Origin of the sequence: Streptomyces synnematoformans (assembly GCF_039531005.1) — a bacterium.
Lineage (GTDB): Bacteria > Actinomycetota > Actinomycetes > Streptomycetales > Streptomycetaceae > Streptomyces > Streptomyces synnematoformans.
This window is the reverse complement of sequence record NZ_BAAAPF010000205.1, coordinates 1-13,372: the sequence shown is the minus strand read 5'-3', so window position 1 is coordinate 13,372 and position 13,372 is coordinate 1. Positions and strand designations below refer to the sequence as shown.

General features: G+C 74.1%; 13 protein-coding genes and 2 tRNA genes. 9 read left to right on the top strand and 6 right to left on the bottom strand.

The genetic code is table 11. The features are described 5' to 3' along the window. Window positions 1-1,290: putative bifunctional diguanylate cyclase/phosphodiesterase (locus ABD317_RS25150; protein ID WP_344292231.1), on the top strand; the 1,290-nt coding region annotated here is incomplete at its 5' end. A 106-nt stretch (window positions 1,291-1,396) separates the two neighbouring features. Here the strand turns inward: ABD317_RS25150 and ABD317_RS25145 are convergent. Both ABD317_RS25145 and ABD317_RS25140 read right to left on the bottom strand, forming a co-directional pair. Then, complete coding sequence (locus ABD317_RS25145) at window positions 1,397-2,137, bottom strand: maleate cis-trans isomerase family protein (protein WP_344292229.1); 741 nt, start codon at window positions 2,135-2,137, stop codon at window positions 1,397-1,399. A gap of 80 nt (window positions 2,138-2,217) precedes the next feature. Continuing rightward, window positions 2,218-3,171 (bottom strand): maleate cis-trans isomerase family protein, encoded by a 954-nt coding sequence (locus ABD317_RS25140; protein WP_344292227.1) that lies wholly within the window; start codon window positions 3,169-3,171, stop codon window positions 2,218-2,220. 236 nt (window positions 3,172-3,407) lie between these two features. Between ABD317_RS25140 and ABD317_RS25135 the strand changes: the two genes are divergently transcribed. Beyond that, window positions 3,408-4,349: a D-2-hydroxyacid dehydrogenase gene (locus ABD317_RS25135; protein ID WP_344292225.1), complete on the top strand. Its 942-nt coding sequence runs from the start codon at window positions 3,408-3,410 to the stop codon at window positions 4,347-4,349. 74 nt (window positions 4,350-4,423) lie between these two features. Then, window positions 4,424-5,872: an amidase gene (locus ABD317_RS25130; RefSeq protein WP_344292223.1), complete on the top strand. Its 1,449-nt coding sequence runs from the start codon at window positions 4,424-4,426 to the stop codon at window positions 5,870-5,872. 68 nt (window positions 5,873-5,940) lie between these two features. On the opposite strand, the gene ABD317_RS25125 is transcribed toward ABD317_RS25130, so the two are convergent. Next, window positions 5,941-6,441, bottom strand: a complete 501-nt coding sequence (locus ABD317_RS25125) for a DUF3830 family protein (protein WP_344292221.1) — start codon at window positions 6,439-6,441, stop codon at window positions 5,941-5,943. Between the two features lie 97 nt (window positions 6,442-6,538). On the opposite strand from ABD317_RS25125, the gene ehuB reads away from it, so the two are divergent. The 4 genes from ehuB to ehuA are packed head-to-tail and all read left to right on the top strand — an operon-like array spanning window position 6,539 to window position 9,648. Continuing rightward, on the top strand, window positions 6,539-7,456 hold the full coding sequence (gene ehuB, locus ABD317_RS25120; protein WP_344292219.1) for an ectoine/hydroxyectoine ABC transporter substrate-binding protein EhuB: 918 nt from the start codon (window positions 6,539-6,541) through the stop codon (window positions 7,454-7,456). Then, on the top strand, window positions 7,456-8,202 hold the full coding sequence (gene ehuC, locus ABD317_RS25115) for an ectoine/hydroxyectoine ABC transporter permease subunit EhuC (protein ID WP_344292217.1): 747 nt from the start codon (window positions 7,456-7,458) through the stop codon (window positions 8,200-8,202). The genes ehuB and ehuC overlap by 1 nt, the downstream gene beginning before the upstream one ends. Next, a complete protein-coding gene (ehuD, locus tag ABD317_RS25110) occupies window positions 8,199-8,852 on the top strand; it encodes an ectoine/hydroxyectoine ABC transporter permease subunit EhuD (RefSeq protein WP_344292215.1) in 654 nt (217 codons plus the stop codon). Before ehuC ends, ehuD begins: the two co-directional genes overlap by 4 nt. After that, on the top strand, window positions 8,836-9,648 hold the full coding sequence (gene ehuA, locus ABD317_RS25105) for an ectoine/hydroxyectoine ABC transporter ATP-binding protein EhuA (RefSeq protein ID WP_344292213.1): 813 nt from the start codon (window positions 8,836-8,838) through the stop codon (window positions 9,646-9,648). The genes ehuD and ehuA overlap by 17 nt, the downstream gene beginning before the upstream one ends. A 122-nt stretch (window positions 9,649-9,770) precedes the next feature. On the opposite strand, the gene ABD317_RS25100 is transcribed toward ehuA, so the two are convergent. Further along, window positions 9,771-9,855, bottom strand: a tRNA-Leu gene (locus ABD317_RS25100). 115 nt (window positions 9,856-9,970) lie between these two features. Between ABD317_RS25100 and ABD317_RS25095 the strand changes: the two genes are divergently transcribed. Beyond that, window positions 9,971-11,185: a nucleoside/nucleotide kinase family protein gene (locus ABD317_RS25095; RefSeq protein WP_344292211.1), complete on the top strand. Its 1,215-nt coding sequence runs from the start codon at window positions 9,971-9,973 to the stop codon at window positions 11,183-11,185. Window positions 11,186-11,247: 62 nt separating this feature from the next. Here the strand turns inward: ABD317_RS25095 and ABD317_RS25090 are convergent. Together ABD317_RS25090 and ABD317_RS25085 are read right to left on the bottom strand one after the other, a co-directional pair. Further along, window positions 11,248-11,321: transfer RNA gene (locus ABD317_RS25090), tRNA-Lys, on the bottom strand. A 48-nt stretch (window positions 11,322-11,369) separates the two neighbouring features. Beyond that, window positions 11,370-12,482 (bottom strand): Gfo/Idh/MocA family oxidoreductase, encoded by a 1,113-nt coding sequence (locus ABD317_RS25085; protein ID WP_344292209.1) that lies wholly within the window; start codon window positions 12,480-12,482, stop codon window positions 11,370-11,372. Window positions 12,483-12,690: 208 nt separating this feature from the next. Here ABD317_RS25085 and ABD317_RS25080 point away from each other — a divergent pair. Next, a partial coding sequence (locus ABD317_RS25080; RefSeq protein WP_344292207.1) for a hypothetical protein occupies window positions 12,691-13,372 on the top strand: 682 nt, incomplete at its 3' end.

Sequence of the window (13,372 nt, the reverse complement as noted above, 5' to 3'; positions counted from 1 at the left end):
GAGCACGGCGGCGCGGGCCGGGACGACGGGCACGGCCGCTCGCGGCCGCACCCGGGGGCGCCGGGGGCGCCGGGCGGGGCGGGGCTCGCGTACCTCGACCTGGACGGCTTCAAGGCCGTCAACGACACCCTCGGCCACCGCGTGGGGGACCAGCTGCTGGCCGCCGTCGCCCGCCGGCTGGTGGCCTGCACGGCGGCGGACGGCGGGGCCGAGAAGCACGGCATCACGGTCGCCCGGCTCGGCGGCGACGAGTTCGCGGTACTGGTGGCCCGGTCGGACGGTACGGAGCAGCTCGCGGACCTGGCGCAGCGGCTGCTCGACACGCTGGCCGAGCCGTTCGACCTCGCCGGGCAGCGGCTGGCGGTCTCGGCCAGCATCGGGGTCGTCGAGCGCGCGGTCAGCGGGCAGACGGCGACGGCGCTGATGCAGGCCGCCGACACCACGCTGTACTGGGCGAAGGCCGACGGCAAGGCCCGCTGGACGCTCTTCGACCCCGAGCGCAACGCCCACCGGATGACCCGGCAGGCGCTCTCCTCCACGCTGCGCCCGGCCATCGAGCGCGACGAGTTCACCCTCGACTACCAGCCGCTCATCGACCTCGGCGACGGCAGCGTGCGCGGCGTGGAGGCGCTGGTGCGCTGGCAGCACCCGAAGCTGGGCACGCTGACGCCGAATCGGTTCATCGGATTGGCGGAAGAGAACGGCGCGATCGTGCCGCTGGGCCGCTGGGTCCTGGCGACCGCCTGCCGCCGCGCGGCCGGCTGGCACCGGCTGCGCCCGGCGGACCCGGTGTTCGTCAGCGTCAACGTCGCCGTGCGCCAGGTCTGGGACTCCGACCTGGTCGCCGACGTCGGCGAGATCCTCGACGAGACGGGCCTGCCGCCGCGGCTGCTGCAGCTGGAGCTGACGGAGTCGGCGGTGATGGGCTCGGCGGGCCGGCCGCTGCAGGCGCTGCAGGAGCTGAGCGAGATGGGCGTCGGCATCGCGATCGACGACTTCGGCACCGGCTACTCCAACCTGGCGTACCTCAGCCGGCTGCCGGTCTCCGCGCTCAAACTGGACGGATCGTTTGTCCGGGGCTTCAGCTCCGCGGAGCACCCGAGCCCGGCGGACGAGACGATCGTCGAGGCGCTGGTCGATCTGGCGCACCGGCTGGGCATCAGCGTCACCGCGGAGTGCGTGGAGAGCGGCGAGCAGGCCGAGCGGCTGCGCCGGATCGGCTGCGACACGGCCCAGGGCTGGTTCTACTCCCGGGCCGTGCCGGCGGAGCGGGTGGAGCGGCTGTTGTAAGCGGGGCGGCGGGGCGTACGGCCGCCAGCGGGGCCCGTACGACCGGCAGCAGGGCACGTACGCCCGCCCGCCGGTCCCGTGCGCCCGCGGCCGGTCCCGTACGGGCTCAGCCCGCCGCGGCGAAGAGCCGGCCCAGCGACGGCTCCGCCGCCCGCCGGCCCAGCAGCCGCAGCCCCTCCCAGACCGTCACCTGGTTCGCGGTCAGCACCGGCTTGCCGAGCGCCGCCTCCACCTCCGCGACGTACGCGGCGGTGTGCAGCGCCGTGTCCGGCAGCAGCACCGCCTCCGCCTCCGGGTGGTCGCCCGCGCGGGCCAGCCGCAGCACCTCGTCGCGGCCCCAGGTGCCGACCTCGGCGGCGGTGATGATGCCGCTGCCGCGGGTCGACGTCACCTCGGCGCCGGCCGCCTTCAGGAACACGGCGAACAGCTCCGCCACGTCCTCCGGGTACGTCGCCGCCACCGCCACCCGGCGCACGCCCAGCTCCGCCACCGCGCGGGCGAAGGCGAACGACGTGCTGGAGGCCGGCAGCCCGGCGGTCGCGGACAGCTCCGCCACCTGCTCCGCCGCGCCCTCCGGGCCGTAGACGAAGCTGGCGCTCGTGCAGGCCCAGACCACCGCCTGCGCGCCCCGGGCCTTCAGCTCCGCCACGCCCGCGGCGAGCCGGGCGGCGGAGCCCATCTCCAGCAGCGCGTCCACGCGGTGGGCGTCCTCGCCGATGTCGGTGTGCACGAGCGGCAGGGCGGTGGTGCCGCCGAGCATGTCCTGGATGCGGGGGTAGTCGTCCTCGGCCGAGTACCCGGGGTAGAGGAAACCGACGGTCGCGGTCGCCTTCGCGGTCTGCTGCACACTGCCTCCGTCCTGAAGTGAACGTACGTCCGGCCGGCGCGGGTGCTCCCCCGCGCCGGGTACGGGTGTCCCGCGCCGGGCTACGCCGGCCGCTGCCCCGGGTCGTCGGGCCAGAGGGCGTCCGCGGCCTCGGCCGCGTCGACGTCCGGCGGCGGCGCCGAGCCGGCCAGCGCCGCCTCGGGGGGCGGCGGCGGGGGCGGCACCTCCGCGGGCAGCGCCGGCACCTCCGGCGGCAGCACCGTGATGTCGGGGAGCACCGTGGCGTCCGGCGGCGCCATCGACGCCCAGCCGAGCCGCGCCGCCGGGTCCAGCAGCGCCTGGTACGGGCCCACGGCGTCCTTGCCGATGCGCCGCAGCGCGGCCCAGACCGTGACCTGGTTCGCGGACAGCACCGGCATCCGCAGCTCCGCCTCCAGCTGCGGGATGACGTCGTACGTGGGGAGGTTGGTGCAGCTGATGAAGAGCGCGTCCGGCGAGCCGTGCGCGACGGCCAGCCGGGCCATCTCGACGACCTGCCGGTAGGGCACCCGCCAGATCTGCCGGGTCAGCCCGAGGCTGGCCCGCCCGGTGACCTCGACGCCGCCCTCTTCGAGGAACTCCTCCAGGGCTCCCGTGACGGAGGGTGTGTAGGGCGTGACGATGGCGGCACGGCGGGCGCCGATCTCGTTCAGCGCCATCAGCATGGCCCCGGACGTCGTCAGCGCCGGCACCGCGGCGGCCGACGACATGGCGGCGGTCATGGCATGCTCGCCCATGGGCCCGTCGGCGAAGCTGCCGGACGCGCACGCGTAGGCGATGACCTCGGGCGAGACGGCGGTGAGCGCCTGGACCGCCTCGCGCAGGGTCTGGTGTTCACTCACGAGCCTGGCCAGGTCGAGGCTGACCTCGACGGGGACGTAGGGAGTGCGCGTCAGATGCAGGGACACATCGTCGGGCACCCAGCGCCATAGTTCGCGGTCGAGCGCGAAGTCAAAAGGGGCTACGACACCCACACCACGCTGTGGCTGTGGTCCGCCCAGAAAAGAGACGTCCATGAGGATGCCCCGTTCGTACGGAGGGCTGGGGGAAGGTAGAACATCTGGAACAGCCGGTGAGCGACCGGGACGCAGTGACAGATGCGGTTATTGACGAAGGTAGAGGCACACCCCTAGCGTGGTCAATCCTCGCATCTCCGACGTTTTTCCGCCTTCTCTTTCAGGCTACATCCGGTACTGCCTCCGGTACTGGAGACCATTGCAGCAGTGCCTCATTGCGGGACGGTTTCCTTCCTATGTCCGATATCCGCGTGCTCGTCCTCGATGACGATCCGCCGCCCGACCTGGAGCGACTCCGGGGGCGGGCCCAAGTGGTCACCACGCACGAGGACCGGCTCGCCGAGCTGCTGCCCTCCGCCGACGTGGTGCTGGTGTGGGACTTCGCCTCGCACGCGGTGCGCCGGGCCTGGCCGGGCCGCGGCCGGCGGCCGGGGTGGGTGCACACCCCCAGCGCGGGGGTGGACCACGTGCTCTCCCCCGAGTTCGCCGCCTCGGACACGGTGCTGACCAACGCCCGCGGGGTCTTCGACCGGCCCATCGCTGAGTACGTCGCCGGGCTGGTGCTGGCCCTGGCCAAGGACTTCCCCGGCACCTGGGAGCGGCAGCGGCAGCACCGCTGGCAGCACCGCGAGACGCTGCGGCTGGCCGGCACCCGGGCCGTGGTGGTCGGGGCGGGGCCCATCGGCCGGGCCGTCGCGGACACGCTCGGGTGCCTTGAGGTGCGTACGGAACTGGTGGGCAGGACCGCGCGCGCGGGCGTGCGCGGGCAGGAGGAGCTGCCGGCGCTGCTGGCGCAGGCCGACTGGGTGGTGTGCGCGGCGCCGCTGACGCCCCAGACCCGCGGGATGTTCGGCCGGGAGGCGTTCGCGGCGATGCCGGACCGGGCCCGGTTCATCAACGTCGGCCGCGGCCCGTTGGTCGACACGGCGGCGCTGGTCGCGGCGCTGGAGCAGCGGGAGATCGCGGCGGCGGCGCTGGACGTCTTCGAGACCGAGCCGCTGCCGCCCGACGACCCGCTGTGGCAGGTGCCGGGCCTGTTCGTCTCGCCGCACATGAGCGGCGACACGGTGGGCTGGCGCGGGGCGCTGGCGGACCAGTTCGTGGAGCTGTTCGACCTGTGGGAGGCGGGCCGGCCGCTCTTCAACATCGTGGACAAGCAACTGGGGTACGTACGGTGACGGGACCGGCGGCACGGACGCCGGCCGGGCCGGCGGCACCGGCGCCGGAGGGTACGCGGGAGCGAGGAGGCGGGATGGCGGGGAGCACGGATCCGGCGGATCTCACGGCGGTGGAGCTGCTGCGCGGCTACCGCTCCGGCGAGCTGTCGCCCGTCGAGGCCGCCCGCGCGGTGCTCGCGCGGGCGGCCCGGGCGCAGGAGCTGACCAACGCCTTCGTCACCCTCGACGGGGTGCGGGACGCGGCGCTCGCCCGCGCGGAGGCGTCCGCGCGCCGCTGGCAGCGCGGCGAGCCCGCCGGGCTGCTCGACGGCGTGCCGGTGACCGTCAAGGACATGATCCTGCAGCGCGGCACCCCGACGCTGCGCGGCTCCCGGCTCGTCGACCCGGACCGCGAGTGGGACGAGGACGCCCCCTCGGTGGCGCGGCTGCGGGAGCACGGCGCGGTGTTCCTCGGCAAGACCACGACGCCGGAGTTCGGCTGGAAGGGCACCACGGACAGCCCGCTGAGCGGGGTGACCGCCAACCCGTACGACGCGGGCCGCACGGCCGGCGGCTCCAGCGGCGGCAGCGCCGCGGCGGTGGCGCTGGGCGCGGGGCCGCTGAGCCTGGGCACGGACGGCGGCGGCTCGGTGCGGATCCCGGCGTCGTTCTGCGGGATCGTCGCGCTGAAGGCCACGTACGGGCGGGTGCCGCTGTATCCGGCGAGCCCGTTCGGCACGCTGGCGCACGTCGGGCCGATGACGCGGGACGTCCGGGACACCGCGCTGCTGATGGACGTGGTCAGCGGCGCGGACCCGCGGGACTGGTCGCAGCTGGGCCCGCCGCCCGGCGGCTTCGTCGACGCCCTCGACGGCGCCGCGGAGGGCGTGCGCGGGCTGCGGGTGGCGTACAGCGCGTCCTTCGGCGGCCAGGTGCGCGTCGACCCGCAGGTGGCCCGCGTGGTCCGGGGCGCGGTGGAGCGGCTGTCGGACCTGGGCGCGTACGTGGAGGAGGCCGACCCGCGGCTGTGCGACGGGCTCGCCGCGTGCCAGGAGGCCTTCCACACGCTGTGGTTCAGCGGCGCCGCGCGGGTGGTGCAGCCGCACGGGCCGCAGGCGCGGGAGCTGCTGGACCCGGGGCTGCGGGAGATCGTGGCGCTGGGCGAGCGGTACAGCGCGCTGGACTACCTGGCCGCGGTGGACGTGCGGATGGCGCTCGGGCAGGCGATGGGGCGCTTCCACCAGACGTACGACGTGCTGGTCACGCCGACCGTGCCGATCACGGCCTTCGAGACGGGGGCGGAGGTGCCGAAGGACTCCGGCCACACCCGGTGGACCGGGTGGACCCCGTTCACGTACCCCTTCAACCTCACCCAGCAGCCGGCCGTCAGCCTGCCCTGCGGGGTGGACGGGGCGGGGCTGCCGGTGGGGGTGCAGCTCGTCGCGGCGCGGCACCGGGACGCGCTGGTGCTGCGCACGGCGCAGGCGATGTACGAGTCGGGGATCGCCGACGGCGTCCGGCCGCCGGCCCCGGCCGCCGGCTGAACCGACCCGCCACGGGTGACGGGGCCGCCCGCCCGGGCGGCCCCGTGTCCCGGCGGACGCGGCCGGCGTCAGAGCCGGCGGAAGTTCAGCGTCTCGCCCAGCGCGCCGGCGCGCCACAGGTCCTGGCAGGCGGCCGCCATCTCGTCCAGCCCTTCGACCACCGAGCCCCAGACGATGCCGGGGACCCAGCCGCTGTCGCCGTTGATGAGCAGGTTGTTCCGCTCGTAGAACAGCGCGAGGTCGACGACGCTCGTCCGGCCCTGGTGCTTGGCCTCGGCCTCGTAGCCGTAGCTGGCGGTGCCGAGGACGGTGTCGGTGAAGCTGAAGTAGCACAGGTCCCCGGGGATGGGGGTGACCGTCGGGTTCTCCAGCGGCGGCTCGGCGGCCGCGAACGCGGGAAGCAGGGTGTAGATCTCGTTGCGGGCGTACTTCGCGTGGTAGACGTCGCCGCCGAGCGGGAGCGCATCCCACACCGCGGCACAGGTCACGGGGGCTCTGTCGTCGAGTAGCTGCGCTGTGCAGCGGACGTCCCGTTTGGCCAGAGAGACCTCGACAAATCGCGCGGGCATACACCACTCCCTCGTTCGGTGTATCCCACGATAACGGGAGGATCACCGGCTGGAACCGACCCGCATAACTTCGGCGGGGGCGGGTAGCCGCGCGCCCATGGTTCTACGTGGTGAGAACGAGACGAGAAGCGGGCCGGGCGGGCTGAGGCGCCGCTCACTGCTCGCATCAGCCGCCGCCGTCGGCGCGGCCGGGGCGATCGGCGGCGCCGCCGGTTGCAGCCGGACGGCCGAGGCGGACGGCAGCGTCGAAGGGGGTGACCTGCTCGAAAAGCTGCGAGACCGCGGCGTCGTCAAGGTCGGCATCGCCGGCGAGGTGCCCTTCGGCTATATCAACGAGGACGGTGACGCCGTCGGCGAGGCGCCCGCCATCGCCGAGGTGATCTTCAAGCGACTGGGGATCGACAAGATCGAGCCGGTGCCGGTGGAGTTCGGGGCGCTGATCCCGGGCCTGAAGGTGCAGTTGTTCGACGTCGTGTCCGCGGGAATGTACATCAACCCGGACAGATGTGCCCAGGTCCTCTTTTCCGACCCCGACTATCTGATGCTGGACGCCTTCATCGTCAAGAAGGGCAACCCGCACAACATCCGGGATTACAAGGACATCGCCGAGAAGGGCCTGAAGCTGGCGAGCGGCACCGCGTACGCCGAGATCGACTACGCCAAGGCCAACGGCGTGAAGGAGGTCCTGGTCCTGCCGGACCAGGTGGCGGGCCTGGAGGCGGTCGAGCAGGGCCGCGTGGACGCCTTCGCCGGCACCAGCGTCACCGTCACCAACGCGGTCAAGGGCTCCAAGCGGGCCGAGGGGTCCGAGCCCTTCCAGCCGGTCGTCGACGGCGAGCCCGCCTACGGCGCCGGCGGCTTCGCCTTCCGGCTGTCGGAGAAGAACCTGCGCGACGCCTTCAACGAGGAGCTGCACAAGCTCAAGGAGAGCGGTGAGCTGCTCCGTCTCGTCAAACCCTTCGGCTTCACCGAAGAGGAGATGACGGACATGACGGCGAAGGAGCTGTGCGGCTGATGATGAGCTGGGAGTTCTTCCGGGAGTGGTTCCTCCCGGGCATCTGGGTCACGATCCAGGTGCTCGTCTACAGCACGGTGCTGGCCGCCATCGTGGCGTTCACCATCGGCACGCTGCGGACCTCGCGGTTCTGGATCGTGCGCTTCCTCGCCGGCACGTACTTCGAGATCTTCCGCGGCATGTCCGCGCTGATCTTCATGTTCTGGATGGCGTTCGCGGTGCCGCTGATGCTCGGCTGGCAGTTCGTGCCGCTGTGGTCCGGCACGCTGGCGCTCGGCATGACCTACGGCGCGTACGGCTCCGAGATCGTGCGCGGCGCGCTGGCGGCGGTGCCCGCGGCGCAGCGGGAGGCCGGCATCGCGCTCAGCTTCACCCGCATGCAGCGGCTGCGCCGCATCGAGGTTCCGCAGGCGTGGCCGGAGATGATCCCGCCGTTCAACAACCTGCTGATCGAACTGATGAAAGGCACGGCGCTGGTGTCGGTCATCGCCGTCGCCGACATGACGTTCGCCGGAAACCTGCTGCGGCTGGCGACGAACGAGAGCGCGCCGATCTACACGCTGCTGCTGGTGCTCTACTTCCTTCTCGCGTTCATCCTCACCCGCCTCATGCGGATGCTGGAGCGCCGGGCCAAAGCGGGGGTGGGCCGGGCTCCGGAGAAGAAGAACGGCATCCTCACCCGTAAGCTCTCCGGCCGCGGCGAGTCCGCGCAGGCGAGCGCCCAGACCGCCGGAGGTGTCGGATGACGTTCGACTGGGATGTCGTCGACGAGTTCATGCCGCGGTTCTGGGACGGTGTACTCGTCACCCTCCAGGCCCTGGCGCTCGGCACGCTGATCGCCTTCTCCCTCGGCCTCGTCTGGGCCATGGCGCAGCGCTCGCCGCAGCCGTGGGTCCGCTTGCCGGTGATCTGGGTCACCGAGTTCATCCGGAACACCCCGCTGCTGGTGCAGCTGTTCTTCCTGTTCTACGTGGTCCCCGAGGTGGGCCCGTCCATGTCCCCGCTCACCACCGGCATCGTCGGCCTGGGCCTGCACTACTCCACGTACACCGCCGAGGTGTACCGCGCGGGCATCGACGGCGTGCCGGTCGGCCAGTGGGAGGCGTCGAAGGCGCTCAGCCTGTCGCGCGGCCGGACCTGGACGTCCGTGATCCTCCCGCAGGCCATCCGCCGGGTGGTGCCCGCGCTGGGCAACTACGTGGTCGCGATGCTCAAGGACTCGCCGATGATCGCGGTCATCGGCGCGCTGGACATGCTCGGCGAGGCCCGGCAGTTCAGCAACGAGACCTTCACCACCGAGGCCATCACCGTCGTGGGCGTGGCGTTCATCGTGATCGCCTACCCCGCTTCCCTTCTGATCCGAGCCCTGGAGCGTCGTCTTGTCAACAACACCTGACTCCACCACCGATAAGAACCCGCCCGTCGACGGCAGCCAGCTGATCCGCTTCGACAACGTGACCAAGCGGTTCGGCGACAACGTCGTCCTCGACGACCTGTGCTTCGACGTGTCGTCCGGCAAGCACGTGACGCTCATCGGGCCCTCCGGTTCGGGCAAGACCACGATCCTGCGGCTGCTGATGACCCTGGTGGAGCCGGACAGCGGCACCGTCAAGGTCAGCGGCGACTACCTCTTCCACGAGGAGCGGAACGGCAAGCTGGAGCCCGCCGGCGAGAGCCACATCCGCGAGGTGCGCAAGAACATCGGGATGGTGTTCCAGCAGTTCAACCTCTTCCCGAACATGAAGGTGATCCGGAACATCACCGAGGCCCCGGTGCACGTGCTGGGGCTGTCCAAGGAGGAGGCGGAGTCCCGGGCGCGGGAGCTGCTGGAGCTGGTGGGGCTCACCGAGCACATCGACAAGTACCCGAGTCAGCTCTCCGGCGGCCAGCAGCAGCGCGTGGCGATCGCCCGCGCGCTGGCGATGCGGCCGCAGATACTGCTGCTGGACGAGGTCACCTCGGCGCTGGACCCGGAGTTGGTGGCCGGTGTGCTGGACCTGCTGCGGGACATCGCGCAGACCACGGACATCACCATGCTGTGCGTCACCCACGAGATGAACTTCGCGCGCGACATCTCCGACGACGTGCTGATGTTCGACGCCGGAAAGATCATCGAGTCCGGTCCGCCGGAGAAGATCTTCAGCGAGCCGGAGCACGAGCGGACGCAGCAGTTCCTCAACGCGATCCTCTGACGTCGCGGCCGACGCCGTACACCGGCGCCGGCCGACTCGTGCGGGCGCCCTCCGGCGACGGAGGGCGCCCGCCGGCGTGTGGAGGTGCCCGCGCCCGCGCGGAGGCCGCCCGGGCACACGCGTGCGGCGGGAGGGATTCGAACCCTCAAGCCCGGTCAGGGGCCACAGATCCTAAGTCTGCTGCGTCAGCCATTGCGCCACCGCCGCTCGTCCGGAATGGTACCCGGCCCCGGATCACGGCCCGGTGACCGCGGGCCGGCCCCCGGGCCCGGCCGCCGGAACGCGGGTGCGGGGCGGCGCGGCGGCGTCGTAGGGTGCGGCCATGCGCACCGAACGGCTGGCCGACGACGCGTGGGCGCTCCTCGCCGGCGGGCGGCGCGCCGGGCTGGGGCTCGCCGGGGCGCCGGGGGCGGGGAAGTCGACGCTGGCCCGCGCGCTCGTCGAGGCGCTCCGCGCGCCGCACGTCGCCGGCGCCGCCGCGTACGTGCCGCTCGACGGCTTCCATCTCGCAGGCGCCCAGCTGGACCGGCTCGGCCTGCGCGACCGCAAGGGCTCGGAGCCCAGCTTCGACGCCGCCGGCTACGCCGCCCTGCTGCACCGGCTGGTGGCGGAGCCCGGCGCGGAGGTGTACGTGCCGGACTTCGACCGGGCGCTGGACGAGCCCGTCGCCGCCCGGCACCGCGTCGCGCCGGGCACCCGGCTGATCGTCACCGAGGGCAACTACCTCGCCTGCGACCTGCCGGGCTGGCGCACCGCGCGGGAGCTGATGGCGCAGGTCTGGTACGTGGACGCCCCGGACGCGGTGCGCGACGCGCGGCTGATGGAGCGGCACGTGGGCTTCGGCCGCACGGCGGCCGCGTCCCGCGCGTGGATAGACGCGAACGACGCGCCCAACGCGGAGCTGGTGAAGGCGTCGCGGGAGCGGTGCGAGCGGGTGGTGGGCGGCGTCGAGGCCGGGGGCGTCGTCGAGGCCGAGGCAGGGGACGGCGTCGAGGCCGGGCCAGGGGACGTCGTCGTCGTCAGCGGGCCGCCCGGCGCCGGCAAGACCACCGTCGCCCGGCTGCTCGCCGCGGAGTCCCCGCTCAGCGTCCACCTCCACACCGACGACTTCTGGGCCTTCATCGCCCGCGGCGCCGTCGCGCCCTACCTGCCCGCCGCACAGCGCCAGAACGAGGTCGTCGTCGCCGTCGCCGCCGGTGCCGCCGCCCGCTACGCCGCCGGCGGCTACCGCGTCGTGCTCGACGGCGTCGTCGGCCCCTGGTTCGTCGACGCCTACCGCGCGGCCGCCCGCGCCGCCGGCGTCCCCCTGCACTACGTCGTCCTCCGCCCCGACGAGCCGACCACCCTGGCCCGCGCCACCGCCCGCACCGGCCCCGACGCGCTGACCGACCCCGGGCCGGTGCGGGCGATGCACCGGGAGTTCGCCGACCTCGGAGCGTACGAGCCGCACGCGCTGGACACCGGCGGCCAGCCGCCGGACGCGACCACCGCGGCCGTACGCGACGCCGTCGCGGCCGGGACGTACCGGCTCGACTAGCGGGAACGCGGCCCGCGCACACGCGGGGAGCCCGGGCCGACCGGCCCGGGCTCCCCGGTACGTACGCCGCCAGGGACTCGAACCCCGGACCCGCTGATTAAGAGTCAGCTGCTCTAACCAACTGAGCTAGCGGCGCATGCCGTCTCAGACGACGCCGTCCAGCATACCGCGCCCCCTCGGGTGCTCAGGCACCGTCGCCGAGCCGCACGACCCGGCCCTCCGCCGCCGAGCGGCGGGCCGCCTCCAGCACCCGCAGCGTCGCCGCGGCCTCGGCGGCGGTGACGGGCGGCGGCGTACCGGTGCGCAGGGCCTCGGCGATGCCGGCGTAGTACGCGGGGTAGTCGCCGGGGAGGCTGGGGACCGGCTCGCCGCCGCCGGTGAGCGGGGACTCCCCGGCGCCCAGCCGGCCCCAGGCGACCTCGGGCTCCGCGCCCCAGAGCGCGTCGGCCCCGGTCCCGCTGCCGTCGCCCGGGCGCCGGCCCGCGCGCAGCGCCGCCTCCTGCGGGTCGAGCCCGTACTTCACGTACCCCGCGCGGCTGCCCAGCACCCGGAAGCGCGGCCCGAGCTGCGGGGCCATCGCGGTCATCCACAGGTGCGTGCGGACGCCCCCGGCGTGCACCAGCGCGACGAAGTTGTCGTCATCCACCTCCGAGCCCGCCCGCCGGGCGTCGGACTCGGCGTAGACGGAGGTCACCGGGCCGAAGAGGGTCAGCGCCTGGTCGACGAGGTGACTGCCCAGGTCGTACAGCAGCCCGCCGACGTCCGCCGGGTCGGCGGAGTCGCGCCAGCCGCCGCGCAGCACGGGGCGCCAGCGCTCGAAGCGGGACTCGAAGCGGTGGACGTCGCCGAGCGCGCCGTCGGCGATCAGCGCGCGCAGCGTACGGAAGTCGCTGTCCCAGCGGCGGTTGTGGAAGGCGGAGAGCAGCAGCCCGCGGGCGTCGGCGAGGGCCGCCAGCTCGTCGGCCTCGGCGGCGGTGGCGGCCAGCGGCTTGTCCACGACGACGGGCAGCCCGGCCTCCAGCGCGGCGGTCGCCAGCGGCACGTGGGTGCGGTTGGGCGACGCGACGACGGCGAGGTCGAGGCGGTCGGCGCGGGCCAGGAGGTCGTCGGCGGCGGCGACGGGGGTCGCGTCCGGGTACGCGGCGCGGACCTGCTCCTGCCGCTCGGGGGACGCGGTGACGACCGTGTCGAGGACGAGGCCGTCGGTGGCCGAGACGAGCGGGGCGTGGAAGACGGAGCCGGCGAGTCCGTAACCGAAGAGGCCGACGCGCAGGGGGGTGCCAGGGGTGCCATCCATGGCCGTCACTCAACCACACGGCCCGCGCAGGACCGGTCGCGGGCGGGGGTTCCCCCGCGGGGGCCGGCGGGGCGTTCCCGCGGGCGCTACGGCGAGGCGTTCCGTACGGGCCGGGGGGTGCCTCGGACGGGGGGTGTGGGGGCGTGTGTTGAGCCGTTCGGAGTCGCCCGGCCGGTCGCCGGCACGGGGCCGTGACACGGTCGCGGTCATGGGACCGCGCTCCGTACTCGCCCTCACGGCCGCCGCCGCGGCCCTCCTCCTCTCCCCCGCGCCGGTGGCCGCCGCGCCGCACGCGGCCGCGCCAGCGCCGCGCTGCGGCGACTCCGGGGCCGGGGGCTTCCCCGTGCGGACGGCGCTGCGCGGCGAAGGCGCCGCGCTCCGCGCCGGGGGCGCCCGGCACCCTCTGGCGCTGCAGCTGCACAACGTCTCGGACCGGCCCTGCCGCGGGGTGCACCCGGTGGCCGTGTTCAGCCGCGAGGACGGCGCCCGGCTCCGGCCGGGCGACGTCCGGCTGCAGTTCTACGACGCGGCGGCGCGGCGCTGGCGGCCGGTGGTGTTCGAGCGGACCGGCGCGGGCGAGAGCGCCGGGGTGTTCGCACAGGGCTTCCGCGGCTTCGCGCTGCCGGCGGGCGGCAGCCGGGAGGTGCCGCTGCGGATGGCCTTCGCCGCGGGCGCCCCCGCGGGGCGGGTGACGGTGAACGTGACCGCCGTGCAGCGCCGCGGGGACGACGGCGAGTGGGTGGGGCAGTCGAAGGACTACGAGGTCGGCGTCGAGGAGGGGGGTCGGTGCTGCGGCGGGACGACGGAACCGGGGGACCCGGCGGAGCGCCCCGCGGCGCCGCCTGCCACGCCGCCGCGCGAGGGGGCGGCACCGGAACGGCCGCGAAGTC